Source organism: Sphingobium sp. TomTYG75 (assembly GCF_054771635.1).
The window spans coordinates 604,849-628,894 of sequence record NZ_BSRE01000001.1; the positions used below are offsets into that span (position 1 = coordinate 604,849).

Consider the following 24,046-nt stretch of genomic DNA (forward strand, 5'->3'; position numbering starts at 1 on the left):
GTTCAGACTGAGCGGATCGAAGCCCTCACCTATTCAAAACGAAGGCGTCAGACCTCCGGAAAACAGGCACGTAACCTACCACCGCCGCAACCTCGGCCGAAACACACTCGGATCAATCGCGAGCACAGGAACATCCCCAGCCGCCAATTCAACCTTCGCCTGCTCCACCACCGGCAGCTTGGCACCCGGCGTGAAAGTGACCACCGCCGTCCCCGGATCATCCAGCACCAGCCGATCCAGCATCAACGCAGGCCCCAACTCATCCGCATTCACCCGAACCAGCGTCCCAAGCTCCGTCATCCCGAACAATGTCCGCGCAAAGGCGGTAGGCAATCTTATGCAACCATGGCTCGCCGGATAGCCGGGATTATGCCCCGCATGCAGCGCCACCCCATCCCATGTCAGCCTTTGCATGAACGGCATGGGAGCGTTGCTGTAGAGGTTGGACCGATGCCATTCCCGCTTTTGCAGGATCGTGAACTCGCCCGTCGGCGTCCGATGTCCCGCCGTGCCCGTCGACACGCTCGCCACGCCCACCAGCCGGTCCCCGCTATAGACATGCACCATCTGCCGCTGAAGGCTGATGATCAGGTAAAGCGGCCCATCAAACGGCCCCTCCTCTAGCCAACGATAGCCGCCCGGCTGCACCACCTCACCATCCGGAATCGCGGACTCAGCAGCAGCGTCACGCGTCGGCGAAAGAGAGGTTATGGCGACCAGCGCCAGCAGGAACGGCATCACGCGCATAAAGACTTTCTTAGCCATAATGCGCGGCCGCGCCAGCCAGTACGGGACTATCGACTCACTATTCTTAATCCCGTCGTGGCACAGGTTAAGAAGTCTTGATCCTGTCCGCGCTAGGCCGCGTGATCCTTCTAGAGCTTCGAGCTTTAAATCGGCACCACCTCCTTTTGCCGTTCGCCCTGAGCCTGTCAAAGGGCTCCACTTCTTTTAGAAAGTAGAGGGCTTCGACATCCAAACGAGGCAAGTGACTCGTTCGGACAGCCCGAACGGGGTTGAGGAATTCAGATAAAGGCACGACGCTCTAATCCGTTCAGCATCGACGTATCACGCCAACGAGGGGGGTGTGAAAGCCAGATTCAAATTTGAGGGCCAAGCTCCCACGGATCCATCCCGTCAGGGCAGAAACTAGCCACTCTTCGGTCTATCACCCGCTCGATATCACCTGAATCAAGCAACGGCGGCTACCCGGCGGTCAATTCGGCCGAAGCCCTACAACAGGACCAGCTGAGCGACCGGGGCAAAGCTGCGGCGGTGCAGCGGCGTCGGACCATGTTCCCGCAACGCCGCCAGATGCATCGGGCTACCATAGCCCTTGTTGCTTTCCCAGCCATAATGGGGATGCACCGCCGCCGCCTCTATCATCATGCGGTCGCGCGCTTCCTTGGCCAATATCGACGCAGCCGCGATCGACAGGCATTTGGCGTCGCCCTCCACCACAGCCGTCGACGCCCACCGCCATTTCGGGCAGCGATTGCCGTCCACCAGCACATGCGCGCAATCATGCGCCAGGGCCTCCACCGCCCGCGTCATCGCAAGCATTGTCGCCCACAGGATGTTGATCTCGTCAATCTCCTCGACCGACGCCACCCCAATCCCCCAACACAGCGCCCGCGCCTTGATCTCGACCTCCAGCACGGCGCGCCGCGCGGCGGTCAGTTGCTTGCTGTCGTTAAGGCCGTCCGGGCAATCCTCCTGCCGCAGGATGACGGCAGCTGCCACCACTGGCCCCGCAAGCGGCCCCCTGCCCGCTTCGTCCACACCCGCGACCAGGCCCGGATGATGCAACCGCTCATGCGCAAAATCAGGCATGCTGGTGAAACCCGAACGGCGCCCCCATAGGCCCATGACCCTGCCCCAGCCCCGGCGCCAGCATCAACGCTTCTCGAACATATTTACGAGCAAATTCAATAGCTTCTACCAGTCCCGATCCCTGCCCCAGCCGAGCAGCAATAGCACTGGCCAAGGTACACCCCGTCCCATGCGTATGAATCGTTTCAATTCGCGCATTGCTCCATGACTTTACTAACCCCCGCGGCCCAATCAGCCGATCCGTCAGCATCGCCCCCTCGCCATGCCCACCCTTCGCCAGCACATGCGTGCCGAAACGGATCGCAATCTCCTCGCCCCCCAACGCCTCCATCTCAGGAATGTTCGGCGTCACCAAAGTCGCCAGCGCCATCAACCGCTCAAACGCCGCAATCGTCGCCTCGTCCGCCAGCACCGATCCACTAGTAGCGACCATCACCGGATCGAATATAATCGGCACATCAGACAACTGCGCAAGCCGATCAGCAACGGCCTGAGCAGTCTCAGCCGAACCGATCATCCCGATCTTCACCGCATCAACACCGATATCGCTGATGACGCTATCCATCTGCCGCAGCACCATATCAGTGGGCACCGCATGCACGCCCTGCACCCCCAGCGTATTCTGAGCAGTGATCGCAGTGATCGCCGTCATCGCATGCCCACCCAGCAGCGTGACTGTACGGATATCCGCCTGAATGCCAGCCCCCCCGCCACTGTCCGAACCAGCGATGATCAAAATGCGCGCGGGCTTCATCCCTTGTAGTGACGCTCGGTAGAGGCGGGATGGCGCGCAAGCGCATCGCCTATGCGTGTCGGCCGGTCCATCAGTTCCCCGCCGCAATTAGGGCAACGGTCATCAAGCGCCTCGGCACAAGCAGCGCAAAAGGTGCATTCGAATGAGCAAATGAACGCACCCGGCTCCGCAGCTGGCAGATCCTCGCCGCATCGTTCGCAATCAGGACGCATATCCAGCATCAGGCTGCCACCCTCGCCACCGCGTCGCATATCCGTTCGACGACGTCCTTCACCTGATCTTCCCGATCGCCCTCGGCCATGACACGGATCACAGGCTCTGTGCCGGACGGACGAATGACCAATCTGCCGCAACCATTCAATTCACCCTCCGCCTGCGCGATCACCCGCTTGACCTCCTCATGCTCCAGCGGCTTGCCCCCGGAAAAGCGGACATTTTTGAGTAGTTGAGGCACGGGATCAAACTGATGCAGCACTTCGCTGGCGGGCTTGCCCGCGCGAACAAGCGCCGCGAGCACCTGTAGCGCTGCAACAGTCCCGTCGCCGGTCGTCGCATAATCGGACAGGATCATATGTCCCGACTGTTCACCGCCGACATTGAAGCCACCCTCACGCATTCGCTCCAGCACATAACGATCCCCAACCTTGGTACGCTCGAGATTAATGCCTTGCGCAGCCAGATAGCGCTCCAGGCCGAGGTTGGACATAACCGTCGCAACCAATCCGTCCCCCCGCAGCAATCCGTCGCGTGCGAAATTGCTGGCGATCAGCGCCATGATCTGATCGCCATCAACGATCTGGCCCTTCTCATCCACGACGATCAGCCGGTCGGCATCGCCGTCAAGAGCGATCCCGATGTCCGCACCGGACGACACGACCGTTTCCTGGCACAGAAGCGGGGAGGTCGATCCACAACCATCATTGATATTGATGCCATTCGGCGTCACCCCAATCGCGATCACCTCAGCGCCCAATTCCCAAAGAGCCGAGGGCGCGACCTGGTAAGCGGCGCCGTTCGCGCAATCGACGACGATCTTCAGCCCATCGAGGCGAAGGTCAGCGGGAAAGCTGGACTTTACCGCATGGATGTAGCGGCCCCGAGCGTCCTCGACCCGGCGCGCGCGTCCGATTTCCGATGAAGCCGCGAGCGGGATGTCCTGATCCAGCATCGCTTCAATCTTCAACTCATCTTCATCGGACAGCTTATAGCCGTCAGGTCCGAACAACTTGATGCCGTTGTCGGCATAGGGATTGTGACTGGCCGAAATCATGACACCCAGATCGGCACGCATAGAATGAGCAAGCAGCGCCACGGCAGGCGTTGGAATCGGCCCGAACTGAACAACGTCCATCCCCACCGCAGTGAAGCCCGCGACCAGCGCATTTTCGACCATATAGCCAGACAGGCGCGTATCCTTTCCGATCACAACCCGGTGCCTATGGCTCCCCCGCTGAAAATGCTTTCCGGCGGCCATGCCGACCTTCATCGCCAGTTCTGCGGTCATCGGCCATTGGTTCGTACGGCCCCTGATCCCGTCGGTGCCGAAATAACGCCTGCTCATGATTCTGTCCTGCAACGCGACCTAAGTTGCCGTCGTCCATAGCAATCTTTGTTCGACTTTCCACTGGCCGACAGTCATCCCATAGCAGATGGACGGTTTCAATGCAGCGGTGGACGCGCTTTCAAGTGCGGTCTTCTTCAAGGTGCCCGTCATGGGTGCCCGGATCGAGCTGGTCATTCTCTATCTTGCGGTCCCGATGTTGTTTTTCACCATCTGGCTAGGCTTTCCCAATGTCCGCACTGTGGGACGGGCGCTACGGATATTGCGGACCCAGCCAGGCACAGGCGAGGCCAAGGGCGACGTCAGTCAGTGGGGCGCTTTGACCACGGCGCTCGCCGGGACGATCGGCCTCGGCAACATCGCCGGGGTCGCGGTTGCGTTGACCATGGGTGGGCCGGGCGCGATCTTGTGGATGTTCGTGATCGGCTGGTTCGCAATGACCGTGAAGATGGCCGAAGTAACGCTCGGCCTTAAATACCGGACGTTCGATCAACGCGGCCATGTGCATGGTGGCCCCATGTATGTGCTCAAAGCCATAGGCACGGCCCGAGGCTGGCCCCGTCTAGGACTTACGCTCGGCGGCCTTTACGCCTTCTTCGCCCTGTTTGGCGCGATCCCGATGGTGCAGGTTAACCAGAGCTTCGCGCAGGTGAAGGTTGTGACCGGTCTCTCTAATGGTTGGGCCTATGGCGTGCTTCTGGCTGCCGCCGTGGCGTTGGTGACACTGGGCGGCGCGGCGTGGCTTGGCGAGGTCGCGAAACGGCTCACCCCGCTCAAGGTGGCCGTCTATCTCATTGGTGTCGCTGCCGTCCTCATCATCCACGCGCCAGCTATACCCGACGCATTGGCCCAGATATGGCACAGCGCCTGGAATGGAAGCGCGGCCACAGGGGGCGCTGTCGGCGCCTTTGTCTCGGGAATGAGGCGAGCGGTCTTTGCGAGCGAGGCGGGTGTCGGCTCCGCAGTGATGGCACACAGCCTGGCACGAGTGCGCCATCCGGTTTCAGAAGGACTGGTTGCCCTGCTTGAACCGCTGCTCGGCACAATGATCGTCTGCTCGGTGGGTGGTCTGGCGCTGGTGGTCGCGGGCACTTGGACATCTGGATTGGAGGGCATCGCAATCACATCTGCCGCCTTCGCGCAGGTATCACCATGGTTTCCATGGCTACTAGCGGCCGTCGTTGTGCTGTTTGCCTATTCGACGCTTGTGGCGTGGGGCTTTTATGGTCTTCAGGCGTGGGGATACCTGTTCGGTCATGGTCCAAAGGCGCAGTGGAGTTACAAGATCCTCTATATCGTCGCGCTGCCTCCTGCGGCCGCGATCGACCTTGGTCGGGTCGTGGACATCGTCGATAGCAGCTTCTTCCTGATGGCGATTCCCAACGTCATTGCCCTCTATCTCTGTGCGGGGGAATTACGGCGAGACGTGCGTGCCTATCTAAGCGAAGCGGAAGAACATGCCTCACCAAGCGGATTTAAGGACTAACCGATAAGCGAAAGGCCCCACCAGTTGGCGAGGCCTCTCTTAAATTATATCAGGTTAGGTTGGTTCAGATCTTGTCGCCAAGCGCACCCTTCACAGACCCTTTGATGTCCTGAGCGGTGCCCTTAGCCTGCTGCGCCTTTCCCTCTGCGACCAGATCGGCATCATTCTGGTTCCGGCCCGCAGCTTCCTTGACCGCTCCAGCAATCTTATTGCCTGCCGCTTTAACCTTGTCAGTCATTTCACCCATAACGTCCTCCTATCGAAAGCTACGATGGGTCAACAACTTGGAGTAACCGAAGGTTGCCACCGGTACGATTGCGCAACGGTTGCAGACAAAGAAAAAGGGCCGGAAAACCGGCCCCTTCCAAAATAATGGTAGCTGACGCTTAGCGCTTCGAGAACTGGAAGCTGCGGCGAGCCTTGGCGCGGCCATACTTCTTACGCTCGACGGTACGGCTATCGCGGGTCAGGAAGCCTTCGGCCTTGACTGCGCTGCGCAGCGCCGGCTCATACTTCGTAAGAGCCTGGGCGATGCCGTGCTTGACCGCGCCGGCCTGGCCAGACAAACCGCCGCCCTTGACGGTGGCGATCACGTCATACTGACCTTCACGCTCAGTGATGCCGAAGGGCTGGTTGATCACCAAACGCAGGGTCGGGCGAGCGAAATAGATTTCCTGATCGCGGCCGTTGACCGTGATCTTGCCGGTGCCGGGCTTCACCCAGACGCGGGCGACGGCATCCTTACGCCGGCCAGTAGCGTAGGCACGGCCGAGGCTGTCGATTTCCTGGGCGCGCAGAGGAGCCGAAGGCTGAACAGGAGCGATCGGCGCGTCGGCAGCGACGGTCTCACCAGCGGCGGGCGCGGGAGCGTTGGCGGTCAGCGACGCGAGGTCGGACAGGGACTGGCGGTTATCGGACATTATGCACCCACCTTGTTCTTGCGGTTGCGCGATGCGAAATCGAGCACTTCGGGGTTCTGCGCTTCGTGCGGATGTTCAGCACCGGCGAAGATGCGCAGGTTGCGCATCTGCTGACGGCCGAGCGGACCACGGGGGATCATGCGCTCAACGGCCTTTTCCAGGACGCGCTCAGGGAAACGGCCTTCCAGGATCTTGGCAGGCGTGGTTTCCTTGATGCCGCCGGCATAGCCAGTGTGCTTGTAGTACACCTTGTCTGTCAGCTTGCGGCCGGTGAACTTCACCTTGCCAGCGTTGATGATGATGACATTGTCACCGCAATCGACGTGGGGCGTGAAGCTGGTCTTGTGCTTGCCGCGAAGGATGTTCGCGACGGTCGAGGCGAGGCGGCCGACGACGAGACCTTCCGCGTCGATCAGGATCCACTTCTTTTCGACCGTTGCCGGGGTTGCCGGCTTAGTGGTCTTCATCAGCGCCTTCATGGTGCCAATCTCCAGAATGAAATAGTGAATTGAACGCGTTTTGAGGGCGTTCAAAGATGGGCGCTAATGACCGGCGAGGTTCAAGAAGTCAAGAGATTCGGCGGGTTTCCTGACGGGTAAAATAATACCCGTCACTTTGCGATCTGTTCGGCAACCCATTTTGCGTAGCTTAGATCGGCGCTTTCCACCGGTAATGCGAGGATCGCGGGCACTTCATAGTCGTGAAGCTCCGCGATGCGCGCCATCAGCGCGTCGCGGCGCGAGGGCGTGGTCTTGAACAACACCGGCACCTCCGCCGCGCTTTCCAGCACGCCGTTCCATTCATAAAGGGACGTCGCAGCCCCGAGCATGTTGGCGCAAGCAGCAAGCCCTTCCCCGATAAGCTGGCGCGCGACGCGGTCGGCGGCCTCCGCGGAGCCGAAGAGCGTGTAGACGAGCGCGACGCCGCTCACCCCCGGCGCGACCCGACCGCATGCGCGCCCCAGGCGGCGGAAGCGACGACGAGGGCGCCGACCGCCTGATGCAGCACCGCGAGCGGCAAGGCGATGCCGCTGACGACAGTGGCGATGCCCAGCGCGATCTGCGTGCCGACGGCAGCGTTGATGGCGATCGAGGGACCGCGCCGCCCCGCCCGCTTTGCCTTACGCGCAAGCAGGACCAACATCGCGGCGGCAACCCATGCCCACCAGCGATGGATGAAATGGACGAGATAAGGGTCGCTGGACAAGGTCGCCCAAAGCGATCCCAGCCACGAAATCCCCTCCGGCACGAGATGGTCGTTCATGAGCGGCCATGTGTTCGAGACATAACCGGCGTCGAGCCCAGCGGTGAACGCGCCGAACATCAGCTGGACCAACAGCACCAGCAGGGCGACCAGCGCAAAGGGCTTCAGCGCAGCAGGACGGGCGGCAGGGTTCCGCGCCAAGGCAAACAGATCAAGCGCGGTCCAGATGAGGCCGCCGATGATGAAAAGTGCCGTCAGCAGATGAACCGCGAGCCGGTAATGGCTGACATCGGTGCGCACGGACAGGCCAGAAGTCACCATCCACCAGCCGATTGCGCCCTGAAGGCCGCCGAGCGCCAGCAAAGCGACCAGACGCCAGCCGTAGCCGTATGGGATAGCGCGGCGAAAGGCGAACCACAGGAGCGGCAGGGCGAAGGCGAGGCCTATCAGTCGTCCAAGCAGCCGATGCACCCATTCCCAGAAGAAGATGAACTGGAAATCGGACAGGGTCATGCCCTGCCGCAATTGCTGATATTCGGGGATTTTCTGATAGAGGCGGAAGGCGTCCATCCACTGATCATGGGTCAGCGGCGGAATGGCGCCGGTGATCGGTTTCCACTGCGTTATCGACAGGCCCGATTCGGTAAGCCGGGTAATGCCGCCCACCACCACCATGCAGAAAACGAGCGCTGCCACCGTGAGCAGCCAGCGGGCGATCGCGACGGGACGGGAAACATCCATGGCCGGGCGAAGGGCAAGTTCAGTCATGGCGCCGATCCATGCGCCGATGCCCGGATTGTTGCAAGAGGGCGACCATAGGACAAAAGGTCGCAACGCTCCGTAACGAGCGGATACAAATCAACGGACAGGCGTATCCCGTCTATGCACTTCTTAACAGAGGATAATCGATGAGCGCCCCGGCGACCCACATTGCCGGGATGATCGCTGCACAGGGTCCGATCGGAGACCTGACGGCGCGCATCGGCCACGCGTCCCCTCTGGGGCCGGTCAGCCGATGGTCGCCTGCACTGATATCAACGGTGCGGCTGATGCTGTCTTCCAAGGCAGAAATCGTTCTGTTCTGGGGCCCGGAACTCTGCGCACTCTATAATGAAGCCTATGCGCCGACGATCGGCGACAAGCATCCGGGGGCATTGGGCCGTCCGGCGCGGGAGAACTGGGCCGAATTATGGGACGATCTGGAGCCGCTGCTGCTGTCGGTGATCGAGCGGGGCGAGACGGTGCATGCCAAGGACCGCCCCTTTTACATCGAGCGGGACGGCGGCCGTGGCGAGGAAGTCTATTTCGATATCAGCTATTCACCCGTGTTCGAAGCGGACGGGTCGATCGGCGGGGCGCTGTGCATCGTCAGTGAGACTACGCAGCGCGTCCGAACCGAGCGCGAGATGCTGGCGGATCGGAACCGATTATGGACGCTGGCCCGTGATCCTTTTCTGATCGCCGACATGGACGGCACATGGCTGTCCGCCAGCCCCGCATGGACGGACATATTGGGATGGAGCCAAGAGGAGCTGATCGGCCGCACGTCGGAATGGATGGAGCATCCCGATGATGTCGCACGCGTCCGGAAAGAAGTTGACACGCTCCAGCAAGGCGTTCCCTCGCTGCGCTTCGAAAACAGGTTCCGAACAAAGGACGGCGGCTATCGCAACTTCAGCTGGACGGCCGTGCCGGACAATGGGCTGATCTATTGTGTGGCGCGGGATGTCACCGAACAGCGCGCCCATGCCCGCGCGCTTGCCGAAGCGGAAGCCGCGTTGCGGCAAGCGCAGAAGATGGAGACGCTAGGCCAGTTGACCGGCGGCGTGGCCCATGACTTCAACAACCTGTTGCAGGTGGTGACGGGCAATCTTGAACTGCTCCAGCGCGGCCTCAAAGATAATGAGCGGATGCGCCGTGCGGCGGACAATGCGATGGCGGGCGCCGAACGTGCGGCCATGCTGACGCAGCGGCTGCTCGCCTTTTCCCGCCGCCAGCCATTAGCGCCCGAGCGCGTGAACCCCAACCGGCTGGTGAGCCGCATGTCGGAGCTGTTAAGCCGCACTTTGGGCGAGCGGATCGAGGTTGAAACGATCCAGACCGCGCGGGCCTGGCCGATCGAGGTCGATCTTAATCAGATGGAAAATGCGCTGTTGAATCTGGCGGTCAATGCGCGCGATGCGATGCCCGATGGCGGCAAGCTGACCATCGAGGTCGCCAATACACATATAGATGACCGTTACGCGGCGCAGGAAGAGGATGTGCAGCCCGGACAATATGTGCTGATCAGCCTGTCGGACACGGGACAGGGCATGGATGCGGAGACGTTGAGCCATGCGATCGAGCCGTTCTTCACCACCAAGGAGGTGGGTCGTGGCACCGGGCTTGGGCTGTCCATGGTCTATGGTTTCATCAAGCAATCCGGCGGCCACATCCGGGTGTATTCGGAGGTCGGCGAAGGGACGAGCGTCAAGATTTACCTCCCTCGTTTCCATGGCCTGGTGCCCGCAAATGATCAATTGGAGGAGGCACCGCCCCCGGTCGTAAGCGGGGGCGATGAGACGGTTCTGGTGTGCGAGGATGACGATAAAGTCCGCGCCTATGCGGTCGAGGTGCTGAACGAGTTGGGATATCGGGTGATCGAAGCCAGTAACGGAGCGGCGGCGCTGGATGCGCTGGAGCAGGCCCCGGTGCCGGTCGATCTGCTGTTCACCGATGTGGTGCTGCCCGGTGGGATGACGGGCGCGGACGTTGCGCGGGAAGCGGCGGCAAGGCGGCCGGAGCTTAAGATCCTGTTCGCGACCGGATATGCGCGCAACGCTATTTTCCACCATGGGCGGTTGGACCCGGGGGTGGAGTTGCTGACCAAGCCTTTTACTTACGCGGAACTGGCGGGGAAAGTGCGTGAGGTGTTGGACCGGCGGGAAGAGCAGAGGGTGGGGTAGGTTGAGCTTTGGAGTGGCTTCGCTTCGCTCGGCCTGAACGGGGGTGGGGCAGTTCAGCCCCGTCAAAGCCTCGCCCCGATCCAATCACTTTAAATCCGTTCGGGCTGAGCTTGTCGAAGCCCTTTCCTTTCTTGAGAAGGAAGTGGAGCCCTGCGACAGGCTCAGGGCGAACGGAGATAGGGGTTAGCGCACTTAGCCAATGGCGCGCCATGCCGTGACCAACGCCCTCGCGCGTTCCGCCACCGTCGCGGCATTGTCGCCGGGGCGGTATAAAGCGCCGCCGACGCCAATGCCTTCGCAGCCTGCGCCGAGCCATTGGCCGATCGTGTCGGCGCCAGTGCCGCCCACTGCCCAGAGGCCGACATGGCGCGGCAGCACTTCCTTGATGGCCTTTATATAGGCTGGGCCAAGGCTGGCAGCGGGGAACAGCTTCAGACGGCGGGCGCCAGCGCGGACGGCGGCGAAGCCTTCGCTGGGGGTCATGAAGCCGGGCAGCATGTCGAAGCCATATTGCGCGCCACGGGCGATGACGGCCGGGTCGGTGTTAGGCGTGACCATGATGCGTCCGCCGGTGCGACGCAGATCGTCCACCGCCTCTACCGTCAGCACGGTGCCGCCGCCGATCAGCGCGGTGGCGCCGAACGCCTGTTGGAGCGCGGTGATGCTTTCGAAGGGTTCGGGCGAGTTCAGCGGTACTTCGATGATGCGGATGCCCGCATCGATGAGGGCCGCGCCGATCTCCACCGCCTCTTCGGGGCGAAGGCCGCGCAGGATTGCGGCGATGGGGGGTGCGCCGGCTGCAAGAAGGGAATCGAGGGTCATGCGGCATTCTCCGGAAGGGTGAGGCCAGCGAGGACGCAATCGTCGCCGCTCAAGGATCGGGAAGGCAGGCCCTGCGCCTCCAGCGCCTCTGCATAGCGGGCGCAAAGGCGCTGGTCGCCGATGAGGGTGATGCCGCTTACTTCGCCGAGCATGGCGCGTACTTCGGCTATTTCGCAGCCGATGAGCAGGCCGGAGAGGTAGCCAGCGGCCCAATCGGGGGATCGGCCGGCGCGCAGGCGTTTGGCGCGGGCGGCGAAGAGGCTGGTGAGAAGGCGGCCCTCCCCTGCCCGGCCGAGACCTTCGGCGAAACCTTCCGCTTCCTGGGCAGCGTCGGCGGGGGCGGCTTTGGGGCCGAGGGTGGAGTGATCGCGTAGCAGGGCGAAGAGTTCGCCGGTGGGCACGGTGCGGAAGCTGACGATGCGGCCATCCTCTACCAGCGACCATTTATTGTGCGTGCCGGGCAGGACGATGAGGTGGCGGCCCTGCGCAAGGTCGGGATTCCGGTGCATTGCGCCGAAGATTTGCGTTTCTTCGCCGCGCATGACGTCGGGCACGCCGTCCTTGTCGGTGCAGGCCAGGCCGGCGAGGATCGTGACGGGCGAGCCTTGCCAGTCGGAGCGCATGGCGGCGGCGCGCCATTGCTGCGCGGTTGCGGGGCAGTCGGCATAGGGTGCCTCCACCCAGCCATCGCGCGCGCCTGCCATGCCGCACAGGCGGATGCTGCCGGGCGTGCCGTCTTCCAGCCAGGGGGCGATCGTCTGCGCGAAAGCGGCGGCGGCGTTCGCGCCCGCTTCGGCGATGCCGGGGCCTTCGCGGCGGGCGGTGACTTGCCCTTGCTCCATGCGGAAGAGGCGCAGGCGGCTGGTGCCCCAGTCGCCGACGACATCATAGCTGCTCATGCCGAAGTCATTTCCGTTCTTGTCTGCTTATTTGTATGAGTATATGCAACGGCCGATAGCGTCAATGCGTCGCGCACCTCATGTCTTTCAGGAACTCTCATGGCCGCTTCGTCTCAGCCCAACCGGAAATTGCGCAGCCGCGCCTGGTTCGACAATCCCGACAATATCGACATGACGGCGCTCTATGTGGAGCGTTACCTGAACTTTGGGCTCAGCCTGGAGGAACTGCGCAGCGGAAAGCCGATCATAGGCATCGCGCAGACGGGGAGCGACTTGTCGCCCTGTAACCGGCACCATCTGGTGCTGGCCGAGCGCATCCGCGAGGGGATTCGCGAGATGGGCGGGATCGCGCTGGAGTTTCCGGTGCATCCGATCCAGGAGACCGGCAAGCGGCCGACGGCGGGGCTAGACCGCAACCTTGCCTATTTGGGGCTGGTCGAGGCGCTGTACGGCTATCCGATCGACGGCGTGGTGCTGACGACGGGCTGCGACAAGACGACGCCTGCGCTGTTGATGGCGGCGGCGACGGTGAATATTCCCGCGATCGCGCTGTCGGTCGGGCCGATGCTGAATGGCTGGCACAAGGGGCAGCGGACGGGATCGGGCACGATCGTCTGGCATGCGCGGCAGCTGCTGGCGGCGGGGAAGATCGATGATGAGGGCTTTATCAAGCTGGTGGCTTCGTCGGCGCCTTCGACTGGCTATTGCAACACGATGGGCACGGCTACGACGATGAACTCGCTGGCCGAGGCGCTGGGGATGATGTTGCCGGGGTCGGCGGCGATCCCCGCGCCCTATCGCGATCGGCAGGAAGCCGCCTGGCGCACTGGCAAGCGGATCGTGGAGATGGTGGCGGAGGATCTGAAGCCGTCGGACATATTGACGCTGGATGCCTTTCATAACGCGATCTTGGTGAATTCGGCGATCGGTGGGTCGACCAATGCGCCTATCCATCTGGCGGCGATTGCCCGGCATGTCGGCGTTGAATTGCCGCTGAAGGATTGGGAGACGGTGGGGCATGACGTGCCGCTGCTCGTGAACCTGCAACCGGCGGGCGAATATCTGGGCGAGGATTATTATCATGCCGGGGGCGTGCCTGCGGTCGTGGGGCAGCTGATCGCGCAAGGCCTGATCCGCGAGGGCGCGATGACGGTCAACGGGCGGACGATGGGGGAGAATTGCCAGGGAGTCGAAATCGAGGATGAGAATGTCATCCGTCCTTTTGCCCAGCCGTTGAAGGAGGAAGCGGGATTCCTGGTGCTGTCGGGCAATTTGTTCGACGCGGCGATCATGAAGACGAGCGTCATCAGCGAGGAATTCCGGCAGCGATACCTGTCCAATCCTGACGATCCCAACGCCTTTGAGGGGCCGGCTGTCGTGTTCGATGGGCCGGAGGATTATCATGCGCGGATCGACGATCCCGCAGTGGGCATCACGCCCGAAACGCTGATGTTCATGCGCGGCGCGGGGCCGATCGGCTATCCGGGCGCGGCGGAGGTGGTGAACATGCGTCCGCCCGCTTACCTGATCACCGAAGGCGTGTCCGCCCTGCCCTGCATCGGCGACGGGCGTCAATCGGGGACTTCGGGGAGCCCGTCGATCCTCAACGCTTCGCCGGAGGCTGCGGCGATGGGCGGACTGGCGCTGCTGAAGACCGGGGACCGGGTGCGGATGGACCTGGAGGCGCGGACGGTGAATGTGCTTATTCCCGAAGAGGAACTGGAAGCGCGGCGCGCGGCGTTGCAAGCTGAGGGCGGCTATGCCTATCCCGCTTCGCAGACGCCGTGGCAGGAAATCCAGCGGGCGCTGGTGGGGCAGTTGGACAAGGGCGCGATCCTGGAGGGTGCGGAGAAATTCCAGCGGATTGCCCAGACTCAGGGCCTTCCGCGCGACAATCACTAAGAGATAAGGGAAGCGGCATGAGCGGCATCATCAAGGCGGGGCTGGTTGGCTTGGGCAAGATCGCCCGCGATCAGCATCTGCCCGCTATCGAACAGACAAGCGGCATCGATCTGGTCGCGGTCGCCAGCCGCAACGCGCAGGCGGACGGGGTGAACAATTACCCTACGCTCGACGCGATGCTGGCGGGAGAGCCGGACATGAATGCGGTGATACTGTGCCAGCCGCCGCAGGTGCGGTACGAAGCCGCGCGCAAGGCCATATTGGCGGGCAAACATGTGTTTCTGGAAAAGCCCCCCGGCGCGACGGTGACGGAGGTCGAGGCGCTCATCGCCCTGGCGAAGGCGCGGGGCGTGACGCTCTATGCGAGTTGGCACAGTCGCCATGCCGCCGCCGTGGGACAGGCGAAGGCATGGCTCGCCGTGCGCAAGGTCACGCGCGTGTCGATCGAATGGCGCGAAGATGTGCGGCACTGGCATCCGGGCCAGCCGTGGATTTGGGAAGCGGGCGGCTTTGGCGTGTTCGATCCGGGCATCAATGCGCTGTCGATCCTGACCGAAATCATGCCGGAGCCGGTGACGATGCTGTCCGCCAGCCTGGAAGTTCCATCCAATAAGGACGCCCCGATCGCCGCCGCCCTGAAGATGGCGAGCGCGTCGGGCGCGCCGATCGATGCAGCGTTCGACTGGCGACAGACTGGCAAGCAGACATGGGACATTGCGGTCGAGACGGACGATGGCGGGCTGATCCTGTCAGAGGGTGGAAACCGCCTGACGGTGGACGGGGAGGTCATGGTGCAGGCTTCCGACCATGAATATCCCGATATGTACCGCCTGTTCGTCGAGCTGGTGGGGCAAGGCGCGATCGATGCGGATACCAGCCCCCTGCGACTGGTGGCTGACGCCTTCCTTTGCGGCAAACATTGCCCTACGGCGGCGTTCGACGATTAGACCAAAGGAGCATGGCATTGGGGAGGGAAGACCGGCGTCCAGCCGAACGCAAGTTCGGACATGAGGAAGGCGGGCTTCGCATCCATCAGGCCATTGCCCGGCAGCTGGGCACCGCCATCGTCGCGGGAGTCCACAAGCCCGGCGATATTTTCGAAGGCGAGATCGAGGCCGCCGAACGGCTGGGCGTATCCCGCACCGCCTATCGGGAAGCGGTGCGCATTCTGGTGGCCAAAGGCATGCTGGAAAGCCGACCCAAGGCGGGCACCCGCGTCCTGCCGCGCAGCCGGTGGAATGTGCTGGACCCGGAGATGCTCGCCTGGATGTTCGCGGGAGAACCCGACCCGGCCTTCGTCCGTGACTTGTTTGAATTGCGTGGCGTCATAGAACCGGCAGCGGCGGAACTGGCGGCGCGGCGGCGCACCGATGCGCAGCTTTTGGCGATGGAACAGGCGCTCATGGGCATGCGCGATCATGGCCTTTCGTCCGAAGAAGGACGCGCGGCCGACCAGCGTTTTCACCATGCCATCCTTGCCGCGACGCGAAATGACGCTCTGGCCGCGCTGGCGAGTTCGGTGGGCGCGGCGGTCAGCTGGACCACGACATTCAAGCAGCGGAAGAAGTCGCCGCCGCGCGATCCTTTCGCGGATCATCGCGCGGTGTTCGATGCGATCGCCGCAGGATGCGGACGGGGCGCGATCGACGATGGCGGAGCTGCTGCGGCTGGCGCTGGCGGATATGGATGTTGCGCTTTCCGGGCCGGGGGTGGGTTCTTGATCGACGCTATTGGGAGGGCAAACGGCATTTTTGCGATCAAGAGCCTGGGCAATTTTCTGTCATGCCAGCGCAGGCGGGGATCTCGGGCAAGGCCGTACTGCACCTCCTGAGATCCCAGCTTCCGCTGGGATGACGGGACGGGGGTGTCTTTTTGTGGAGCGGGCCGTGACGCCGATCGGATCAGCTTTGATCGATGAGGTCCCGAAGGCGACTTGCCAGTTCCTGTAGCGTGAAGGGTTTTGCGAGCAAGGCGATGTCCGGGTCCAGCTTTCCGTCGCGCAGGAAACCATCGCGGGTGTAGCCGCTGGTATAGAGGATCTTGAGGTCGGGTCTTAATGCGCGGGCCTTTTCGCTCAACTCCTTGCCGGACATTCCCGGCATGACCACATCGGTGAAAAGCAGGTCGATCGGCTGATCATCCGCTTCGATCAGGCGCAGTGCAGCGTTGCCGTCGGCTGCCTCCAGAGCCCGGTAGCCAAGTTCGCGCAGAGTCTCGACGGAATAGGCACGCACGCCGTCGTCATCTTCCACCACCAATATGGTTTCGCCATTGGCTGACAGGTCGTGCGGGGCGGCCTTTTCCTGCGCCTCATCCGCCTCTCCGATAAAACGCGGCAGGTAGATTTTTACCGTGGTCCCCTGCCCCTGTTTCGACAGCACTTCGACATGGCCGCCCGATTGCTTAACGAAGCCGTAGACCTGACTGAGGCCGAGCCCCGTGCCCCGGCCGATTTCCTTGGTGGTGAAAAAGGGTTCGAAGATGCGCGTCAGAACGGGGGGCGCCATGCCCGTGCCGGTGTCGCTGACCGCAACCATCACATAATTGCCCGGCGTCACATCGCCGCAGGCGGCGGCATAGCCGCTGTCCAAATGTGCGTTGCCGGTTTCGATCGTCAGCGTCCCGCCGTCCGCCATGGCATCGCGGGCATTCACCGCGAGGTTCAGCAGCGTGCTTTCGATCTGGTTGGGATCGGCCTCTACCAACCATAGATGCGGGCCGTTCACCGTTTTCAGCTGAATAAGTTCGCCAAGGGCGCGCTTCAGCAGATCAGAAAGCCCGTCCACCACCCGGTCCAGGTACAGCGGCTTGGGCGACAAGGGTTGCCGCCGGGAAAAGGCGAGCAGCCGCTGGGTGAGCGACGCCGCACGCTCGGCCCCCTGCCGCGCATTGGCGATCGCACGGCTGATCTTGGCCGGGTCCGATCCCTTTTCCAGATTGCGTTCGGCCAGTTCGATATTGCCATTGATGACGGTCAGCAGATTGTTGAAGTCGTGCGCGATGCCGCCGGTGAGTTGCCCCACCGCCTCCATCTTCTGCGCCTGACGCAGCTGTTCCTCGACCGCCCGTTTTTCGGTGAGATCGCGCGTCACCTTTGCAAATCCGATCAGACGGCCCTGATCGTCATGAATGGCATCGACGATGATGCTGGCCCAGAATTCGGACCCGTCCTTGCGCACCCGCCAGCCTTCGGCCTCGAACCGCCCGGCGCTGGCCGCGACCTGAAGGGTGTGGGCTGGCATGCCCGCTTGCTGATCCGGATCAGTGTAGAAGCAGGAGAAGTGACGCCCGACGATTTCATGGGCCGTATAGCCCTTGATCCGTTCCGCCCCAGCGTTCCAGTTGGTGATCGTGCCGTTCGCGTCCAGCATGCACATGGCGTAATCGGTCACTCCCTGAACCAGCAGGCCGAAGCGCCGTTCGCTTTGTTCCAGTTCGCGGAAGGCGGCGCGAATCTGTTCGGTGCGCTGTTCGATCCGCTGTTCCAGCGTGGCGTTCAGCTGGCGCAATTCTCCTTCCGCCACCGTTCGCGCCGCGATTTCCCGCTGCGCCTTATGATGGAGGCGGGCATTATCGATGGCGATCGACGCGTGCCCGGCGACACCGGCCATGATCTTTTCATGTTCGGCGGTGAAGCGGCCGGGCAGATGATGACCGAAGAAGAGGCCGCCCTGCACTTCGCCGCTTTGCGAGATGACCGGCACCGCGAGATAGCTGGTGACGGGCAAATGACCCGGGGGCATGCCCTTGTGCGGGGCGTTATGACCATAACGGGCGTCCTGCCGAATATCATCGGACCGGACGATGCCCTCGCCCAGGAAAGTGGGTGCGAAAACGGCCGTGTTGCGCGGCATGGGAAAGTCGGCAAAGGCTTCCCTTGGAACGCCCGAAAGGCTGTACAGCATGTAGCTCTCGCCATGCTGGTCGATGAGATTATAGAAAAAGGCGCCGAATTCAGCGCCGGTCAGTTCCACGGCGGCGTCGGTGATCGTCTGAACGACTATGTCCAGATTCGGCTCGGCGGCGACAGCGGCGCCTATGCGATTGATGATCTCGAACGAGGTCTGCAACGACACGTTGCGCACGGCGGCCCCGACAAGCCGGGCAAGCTGGCCGAGCAAGTCGACCGAAAAATCGTCCGGCGCATTTGCCCGTGACCAATAGGCGCCGATCGCCATCGGCTGCGATCCGGTTTCGACCGGCGTCATCACCATGCTGCGGACGAAGGTGTCCGCGTACAAATGATGGGGGACGCGCGCGTCGGCGAAAATATCGGGGATGACCGCCGCCTCCCCATGCGCCATCACCCAGCCGGAAACGCAGGCCGAACGTGGGAACCTTTGCCCCTTCCACAGCGGTTCGACGGCATCTTCGGCGACGTATAGGCAGTCATCGCCCTCCGCCAGCACGACCGTGATGCCCTGCGCCCCTGCGATGGTACGCGCCGCCGTCCGCACGACTTCCACCACGTCCTCCAGCGAACGGGCGTTCGCCAGACGCTCCGCTGCCGCGAACAATGGCGTCCATCGGTGAGGAGCGTCTTGAGCAGGCAGCAACGTGTCCAACAAAGCAGCTTTCGGAAATTGGGACGCCCCAGCATAACGCTTTGTTTTTGAACCGCCAACCGCCCGAATTGCCGCAAGATGGTGAAAAGCTCTTAACCCTGATTGCATAAACCGGGGTTGATGAAGGTCAGGGCGGCGAGGCGGGCAATCGGTTATGATCACGCCGAGGCTGCACGATCGATTCGCGTCGTTCAGCAAAATGGCTGGGAGGCGGCATGGCGGACATCGATCGCCTGCGCCAGATGCCCGCCGAGGTTTTCGGTAATGAAGGGAAAGCGCATCCCGGACAGCCGCGTGCTCGTGCAGTTAGCCCATAGCTGTCCGGGATGACCTCATCGCCATTCAGGGAATGACAACGCTGTCTTTCTTTAGACATTTGCGATGATCGATCAAGTCCCTTTTTGCTGTCTTGAGCCGAAAATCCGGACGCGATCCTTGGCCCCTGCGCCTCAGCCTTGTGCTGGGCGGCATTTCCGTGCCAAGGCCGCAACAATGCGTCGGGGCTGTCACACAGGATTGGGCGAAATTCGCCGGGAGTTTCATGGCCAGCATCCATGACGTGGCGGCACTGGCGCGCGTTTCGATCAAGACGGTCTCGCGCGTGGTCAACAAGGCGCCCAATGTCAGCGAGGAACTGCGGGACCGGGTGACCGCGGCGATAGCGGAGCTGGACTATCGCCCGAACCAGTCCGCGCGGAGGCTGGCTGGCGGACGGTCGTTCATGATCGCCTTCCTCTACAATAATCCGGTGGCAAGCTACATCAGCGGCATTCAGGCAGGCGCGGTCAACCGGTGCCGGGAACTGGGCTATCATCTGGTGGTCGAGCTGATCCCGTTGGCGGGTGAGGAGCGGTTCGACATATTGGAGGGGCTTGCGGCGGCGCTGCGTCCGGATGGCGTATTCCTCGCGCCTCCCCTGTCCGACGATCCCGCCGTGCTGGAATGGCTGGCCCGCAAGAAGCTGCCCTGCGCCCGGATAGCGGGGCCGAATGGGGCGCAGAGCCTGAATATCGTGACGCCGGAATGGGCTGCGGGGCGGATGGTGGCCGATCATCTGCTTGGCCTTGGTCATCGCCGGATCGGCGTCATCACGCCGCCGTCCGGCCATGAGGCGGCGACGCATCGCGTGGACGGGTTTCGTGAGGGGCTGGCGGCAGCGGGGCTGACGGAGGAGCCTGAATTGTTCGTCGAGGGCGGGTTTGACTATCCGTCGGGGATCGCGGCGGGCGAGATGCTGTTGGGGTTGGCCGAGCCGCCGACCGCGATCTTTGCGACCAACGACGACATGGCTCTGGGCGTTCTGCAACTGGCGCGGCAGCGGGGCTTGAGGGTGCCGGATGATCTTTCGGTGGTCGGGTTCGACGATACGCCCGCCAGCGCGACAGCCTGGCCGCCGCTCACGACCGTGCGGCAACCGCTGGCGCAGATGGGCGCGGCCGTCATCGATGCACTGATCAACCGGCCCGCCCAGGCGCCGCAGTTCGATTTCGAGCTGGTGCGGCGCGAAAGTTCCGCGCCGCCGACTGCCTAGGGTGTGTGGGGATTCAGTTCAGGGCGAGGCGAAAATGGTGAATTTCGAGCACCGGCGCGCAGCGTACTTCAGTACGTGAGCACCGGAAGCGCAGAAAGTCGCCATTTGCAGCCCATCATGGGCTGAATCCCCACACACCCTAGCCTGCGTAGAGCGGCGTCGGCATGCCCTTCACACCGGCATCGACCTCAAACAGGCCGCCATCATAGTCGCTGTCGGGCAATCCAACGGCCGCCGAACTCACGAACATGCGATCGAGCGCGGGGCCTGCAAAACAGATGTTCGTCACCTGCTGCGCGGGCAAGGCGATGGCGCGATCGAGCTTACCGTCGGGCGTGAAGCGGCTGATGCGGCTGCCGCTCCAATGCGCGATCCAGAGATGTCCTTCGGCATCCACCGTCATGCCGTCGGGATAGCCGTCCGCGTCGCCGAACTGGATGAAGACTTCTCGCGCGGAAAGGCCGCCGCCTTCGGTGCGGGCGAAGCGGTAGACGGTTCGGCGCGCGCTGTCGGTGTGATAAAGCCAGTTGCCGCAGGGGGAAAAGGCAGGGCCGTTGGGCACGCGATAGCCGCTGTCCATCTGCGTCCAGCGACCGTCCGGGTCCAGCCGGTAGAAGGCCCCGCTATCCTCTTTCTCCGCCATGTCCATCGTGCCGCACCAGATGCGCCCTTCGGCATCCGCCTTGCCATCGTTCATGCGGTTGCCGGGCAAATGCTGTTCAGGGTCACCGAACGGCTCGATCGTCAGCGGATCGAGAGAAAGGCGCGCGAAACCGCTCTTCAATCCGGCGATGAAACCGCCCTCCTGCCGCTCGGCGACCCAGCCGATCGGCTCCGGCATGGCCCAGCGGTCGATGCGGCCATCCGTCAGCGACAGCCGATTGAGCGCGGGGCCGATGATGTCGGTCCAATAAACCGCATTGTCGCGCGCCGACCAGAGAGTGCCCTCGCCCAGCTGATCGCGAATGTCGCGCTTGATGAGTTGCCACTGCGCCATGGGTCAGCGCTTTACCGAGAGGCGATAGATCATGACGTGGCGATAGGGCTTGCCGGGATCGACCCGAGCCGAAGGGAAATTTGGGTGATTTGGCGCATCGGGGAAATTCTGTGGCTCAAGCGCGAAGCCGTCGCCCATGCGATAGAGATGACTGTTTTTACCAAGGAATGTCCCGTCGAGAAAATTGCCGGAATAGAATTGAAGTCCAGGCTCCGTGCTCAGCACTTCAAGCACGCGTCCTGACCCAGGGTCCTCAAGACGCGCAGCCAGTTCCGGCGTCGCCGTCTGCCCCTTGTCCAACACCCAATTATGATCATAGCCCCGCCCGAAACTGATTTGCTGATCGGCGCCGTCGCGCACGGCATCGTCCACGCGGCGAGGTACGCGGAAGTCGAACGGCGTTCCCGCGACCGGCCTGATCTCGCCGGTGGGAATGAGTCCCGCATCGACGGGCGTGTAGGCTTTGGCCGGTATCGTCAGCAAATGACCAAGGGCGCCGCCCGGTGCCCCCTCGCCCGCCAGATTGAATATGGCATGGTTAGTGAGGTTGACGATCGTGGGCTTGCTCGCCTTCGCCTCGAAACTGATGATCAGGCCGCCGGTTTCATCCAGTGCGTAGCTGATGCGGGTGTCAAGCTGGCCGGGATAGCCCGCCTCCCCATTCGGGCTGCTGTAGGAGAGGACGACTTCGGGCCGCGGTTCGCGGCGAACCGACACGACCTTCCAGACCTGCTTGTCGAACCCCTTGCCGCCGCCGTGCAGCGTATTGCCCTTGTCATTGAGGGGCAGCTGGTAGGTCTGACCATCCAGAGTGAACCGGCCATGCCCGATGCGGTTGGCATAGCGGCCAACGGTCACCCCAAAATAATCGGGCCGAGCCAGATAGCCCGCCAGATCATCATAACCGAGCAGCACGTCGGCCTGCTTGCCGTCCCGATCCGGCCCCGTCAGCGATTGCAAAGTCGCGCCATAGGTAAGAATGCGGGCCGAAACGCCGTGGTCGTTAGAGAGCGTGATCGCTTCGACCGCCGTGCCGTCTGGAAGCTGTCCTGCGGGGGCGCGGCTGGCTTCACCCGCCCATGCTGACGTGCTTGCCATCAGACACGCAAAATAATAGGACGACGATGTTCGAAAAGCGTGGCTGATCCAGCCCCTCTGCATACGATCCCCTTACCGCCGGAGTATATTGACGCCCGACCGGCAGCTATATACTCGGACAAATTGAAGCAGCACAAGCCTGTTGGCGCCTGTTGGAGAAGATGAATGCCTGCACCTCCCTCATCATCAGCCACTCTGACGGCGGGCGACCACCCCGCCACCCGGTACGGGCCTGCCCTGACGCTGCTGGCCAGCCTGTTCTTCATGTGGGGCTTTATCACCGTCATCAACAACACGTTGCTGCCGCATCTGCGCAGCGTGTTCGAACTGAACTATACCCAGACAACGTTGATCGAGTCCGTCTGGTTCATCGCCTACTTCGTGGCATCCATCCCCTCGGCCAAGCTGATCGAACGCGTCGGCTATCAAAAGGCGCTGGTGATCGGGCTGCTGATCATGGCGGCGGGCGCATTGGGCATGATGCTGGCAGCCAGCCTGCCATCCTATGGCGTCACCTTGGCCATGTTGTTCATCATCGCCAGCGGCATCACGCTGTTGCAGGTTGCCGCCAATCCCTATGTGGCGGTCGTCGGCAAGCCGGAGACAGCGTCGTCACGTCTCAATCTGGTGCAGGCGATGAACTCGGCTGGTACGATGCTCGCTCCGCTGTTCGGCGCCTATCTGATCCTTGGCCGATCAAAGGGCGGCACGGCGAGCGCGGACGTCGTCCTGACCCAGGCGGAACGGTTGGCCGATGCGCAATCGGTGATCCTGCCCTACGGCCTCGTTGCCGCGGTCCTGCTGGTGCTGGCGATTGTGATCGCTCGCTTTCCCCTGCCCGCCATGGGTTCGTCCACCTCGCGTCTGGCGAAGGAGGACCGCAAGAACCACTCGCTCTGGGCGCATCGCAACCTGGTCTTCGGCGTCCCCGCCATCTTCATTTACCTGATCGCGGAGATCGGCGTCGCCAACCTCTTCGTGAATTTTGTCAGCCAGCCTGACATCGCCAACCTGACCCATGAGCAGGCAGGCCGCTATCTGAGCTTCCTGTGGGGCGGCATGATGGTCGGCCGTTTCGTGGGATCGGCGATCATGCAGAAGGTGGACGCGGGCAAGGTGCTGGCGGCCTTCGCGACCGGATCGTTCATCGTGATGCTCGTCGCGGTCTTCAGCCACGGGCCGGTCGCCATGTGGGCGCTGATTCTGGTGGGCCTGGGCCATTCGATCATGTTCCCGACCATCTTCACCCTGGGCATTCGTGGCCTGGGGCCGCTGACCGAGGAAGGATCGGGACTGCTGATCATGGCGATCGCTGGCGGGTCGCTGGTGGTGGTGCAGGGATGGCTGGCCGACAATTATGGCTTGCAAAACAGCTTCCTGCTGACGGCCGTCTGCGAACTCTACATCCTCTTCTATGCCCTTTGGGGTTCAAGGCCCACGCACGCGCTGCCTGATCAGCATCTGGAATGATGCGCGCATAGCGGTATCAAGCGAAGGCCGGGGTGCAGGTAGCGCCCCGGCCTTCTGCAT

General features: G+C 62.6%; 21 protein-coding genes and 1 pseudogene. 7 read left to right on the top strand and 15 right to left on the bottom strand.

Going from position 1 to position 24,046, the window contains the following annotated elements; all coding sequences use genetic code 11:
• Positions 1 to 75: 75 nt before the first annotated feature.
• From ACYU81_RS02930 to glmM, 5 genes are all read right to left on the bottom strand, one after another.
• Complete coding sequence (locus ACYU81_RS02930) at positions 76 to 738, bottom strand: L,D-transpeptidase family protein (RefSeq protein ID WP_460988099.1); 663 nt, start codon at positions 736 to 738, stop codon at positions 76 to 78.
• A gap of 495 nt (positions 739 to 1,233) precedes the next feature.
• Complete coding sequence (locus ACYU81_RS02935) at positions 1,234 to 1,833, bottom strand: ribonuclease HII (protein ID WP_460986269.1); 600 nt, start codon at positions 1,831 to 1,833, stop codon at positions 1,234 to 1,236.
• Complete coding sequence (thiD, locus tag ACYU81_RS02940) at positions 1,826 to 2,587, bottom strand: bifunctional hydroxymethylpyrimidine kinase/phosphomethylpyrimidine kinase (RefSeq protein ID WP_460986270.1); 762 nt, start codon at positions 2,585 to 2,587, stop codon at positions 1,826 to 1,828. Before thiD ends, ACYU81_RS02935 begins: the two co-directional genes overlap by 8 nt.
• Positions 2,584 to 2,808, bottom strand: a complete 225-nt coding sequence (locus tag ACYU81_RS02945; RefSeq protein WP_460986271.1) for a DUF1272 domain-containing protein — start codon at positions 2,806 to 2,808, stop codon at positions 2,584 to 2,586. The genes thiD and ACYU81_RS02945 overlap by 4 nt, the downstream gene beginning before the upstream one ends.
• Positions 2,808 to 4,148 carry a phosphoglucosamine mutase gene (glmM, locus tag ACYU81_RS02950; RefSeq protein ID WP_460986272.1) on the bottom strand — a complete coding sequence of 447 codons (1,341 nt, stop codon included), beginning with the start codon at positions 4,146 to 4,148 and terminating at the stop codon, positions 2,808 to 2,810. The genes ACYU81_RS02945 and glmM overlap by 1 nt, the downstream gene beginning before the upstream one ends.
• An 88-nt stretch (positions 4,149 to 4,236) precedes the next feature.
• Between glmM and ACYU81_RS02955 the strand changes: the two genes are divergently transcribed.
• On the top strand, positions 4,237 to 5,634 hold the full coding sequence (locus ACYU81_RS02955) for an alanine/glycine:cation symporter family protein (RefSeq protein WP_460986273.1): 1,398 nt from the start codon (positions 4,237 to 4,239) through the stop codon (positions 5,632 to 5,634).
• A 64-nt stretch (positions 5,635 to 5,698) separates the two neighbouring features.
• Here the strand turns inward: ACYU81_RS02955 and ACYU81_RS02960 are convergent, their stop codons facing one another.
• The 5 genes from ACYU81_RS02960 to ACYU81_RS02980 form a co-directional block, all read right to left on the bottom strand.
• The gene (locus ACYU81_RS02960) at positions 5,699 to 5,881 is read right to left on the bottom strand and encodes a CsbD family protein (RefSeq protein ID WP_449473604.1); all 183 of its coding nucleotides are present in this window, start codon (positions 5,879 to 5,881) and stop codon (positions 5,699 to 5,701) included.
• 139 nt (positions 5,882 to 6,020) lie between these two features.
• Entirely contained in the window at positions 6,021 to 6,554 is a 534-nt protein-coding gene (gene rpsI, locus ACYU81_RS02965) for a 30S ribosomal protein S9 (RefSeq protein ID WP_449473606.1), read from the bottom strand.
• Positions 6,554 to 7,033 carry a 50S ribosomal protein L13 gene (gene rplM / locus ACYU81_RS02970; protein ID WP_097092068.1) on the bottom strand — a complete coding sequence of 160 codons (480 nt, stop codon included), beginning with the start codon at positions 7,031 to 7,033 and terminating at the stop codon, positions 6,554 to 6,556. Before rplM ends, rpsI begins: the two co-directional genes overlap by 1 nt.
• A 131-nt stretch (positions 7,034 to 7,164) precedes the next feature.
• A complete protein-coding gene (cutA, locus tag ACYU81_RS02975; protein ID WP_460986274.1) occupies positions 7,165 to 7,485 on the bottom strand; it encodes a divalent-cation tolerance protein CutA in 321 nt (106 codons plus the stop codon).
• A complete protein-coding gene (locus tag ACYU81_RS02980) occupies positions 7,482 to 8,525 on the bottom strand; it encodes a COX15/CtaA family protein (RefSeq protein WP_460986275.1) in 1,044 nt (347 codons plus the stop codon). The genes cutA and ACYU81_RS02980 overlap by 4 nt, the downstream gene beginning before the upstream one ends.
• Before the next feature lie 140 nt (positions 8,526 to 8,665).
• On the opposite strand from ACYU81_RS02980, the gene ACYU81_RS02985 reads away from it, so the two are divergent.
• Positions 8,666 to 10,702 (top strand): hybrid sensor histidine kinase/response regulator, encoded by a 2,037-nt coding sequence (locus tag ACYU81_RS02985; protein ID WP_460986276.1) that lies wholly within the window; start codon positions 8,666 to 8,668, stop codon positions 10,700 to 10,702.
• A gap of 192 nt (positions 10,703 to 10,894) precedes the next feature.
• On the opposite strand, the gene ACYU81_RS02990 is transcribed toward ACYU81_RS02985, so the two are convergent.
• Both ACYU81_RS02990 and ACYU81_RS02995 read right to left on the bottom strand, forming a co-directional pair.
• Positions 10,895 to 11,524, bottom strand: a complete 630-nt coding sequence (locus ACYU81_RS02990; RefSeq protein ID WP_460986277.1) for a 2-dehydro-3-deoxy-6-phosphogalactonate aldolase — start codon at positions 11,522 to 11,524, stop codon at positions 10,895 to 10,897.
• The gene (locus ACYU81_RS02995) at positions 11,521 to 12,423 is read right to left on the bottom strand and encodes a 2-dehydro-3-deoxygalactonokinase (protein ID WP_460986278.1); all 903 of its coding nucleotides are present in this window, start codon (positions 12,421 to 12,423) and stop codon (positions 11,521 to 11,523) included. Before ACYU81_RS02995 ends, ACYU81_RS02990 begins: the two co-directional genes overlap by 4 nt.
• A gap of 99 nt (positions 12,424 to 12,522) precedes the next feature.
• On the opposite strand from ACYU81_RS02995, the gene ACYU81_RS03000 reads away from it, so the two are divergent.
• From ACYU81_RS03000 to ACYU81_RS03010, 3 genes and pseudogenes are all read left to right on the top strand, one after another.
• On the top strand, positions 12,523 to 14,325 hold the full coding sequence (locus ACYU81_RS03000) for an IlvD/Edd family dehydratase (protein ID WP_460986279.1): 1,803 nt from the start codon (positions 12,523 to 12,525) through the stop codon (positions 14,323 to 14,325).
• A 17-nt stretch (positions 14,326 to 14,342) separates the two neighbouring features.
• Complete coding sequence (locus ACYU81_RS03005; protein ID WP_460986280.1) at positions 14,343 to 15,272, top strand: Gfo/Idh/MocA family protein; 930 nt, start codon at positions 14,343 to 14,345, stop codon at positions 15,270 to 15,272.
• An 11-nt stretch (positions 15,273 to 15,283) separates the two neighbouring features.
• Positions 15,284 to 16,046 (top strand): annotated as a pseudogene (locus tag ACYU81_RS03010) (FadR/GntR family transcriptional regulator).
• A 180-nt stretch (positions 16,047 to 16,226) separates the two neighbouring features.
• Here the strand turns inward: ACYU81_RS03010 and ACYU81_RS03015 are convergent.
• A complete protein-coding gene (locus tag ACYU81_RS03015; RefSeq protein WP_460986281.1) occupies positions 16,227 to 18,890 on the bottom strand; it encodes a GAF domain-containing hybrid sensor histidine kinase/response regulator in 2,664 nt (887 codons plus the stop codon).
• A 541-nt stretch (positions 18,891 to 19,431) separates the two neighbouring features.
• Here ACYU81_RS03015 and ACYU81_RS03020 point away from each other — a divergent pair.
• The gene (locus ACYU81_RS03020) at positions 19,432 to 20,421 is read left to right on the top strand and encodes a LacI family DNA-binding transcriptional regulator (protein WP_460986282.1); all 990 of its coding nucleotides are present in this window, start codon (positions 19,432 to 19,434) and stop codon (positions 20,419 to 20,421) included.
• 139 nt (positions 20,422 to 20,560) lie between these two features.
• On the opposite strand, the gene ACYU81_RS03025 is transcribed toward ACYU81_RS03020, so the two are convergent.
• Positions 20,561 to 21,418: an SMP-30/gluconolactonase/LRE family protein gene (locus tag ACYU81_RS03025; protein ID WP_460986283.1), complete on the bottom strand. Its 858-nt coding sequence runs from the start codon at positions 21,416 to 21,418 to the stop codon at positions 20,561 to 20,563.
• Positions 21,419 to 21,421: 3 nt separating this feature from the next.
• Positions 21,422 to 22,516: an aldose epimerase family protein gene (locus ACYU81_RS03030; RefSeq protein WP_460986284.1), complete on the bottom strand. Its 1,095-nt coding sequence runs from the start codon at positions 22,514 to 22,516 to the stop codon at positions 21,422 to 21,424.
• Positions 22,517 to 22,681: 165 nt separating this feature from the next.
• Here ACYU81_RS03030 and ACYU81_RS03035 point away from each other — a divergent pair, with 165 nt between their 5' ends.
• Positions 22,682 to 23,986, top strand: coding sequence for a sugar MFS transporter (locus tag ACYU81_RS03035; protein WP_449473626.1), 1,305 nt, complete (start codon positions 22,682 to 22,684; stop codon positions 23,984 to 23,986).
• Positions 23,987 to 24,046 lie beyond the last annotated feature (60 nt).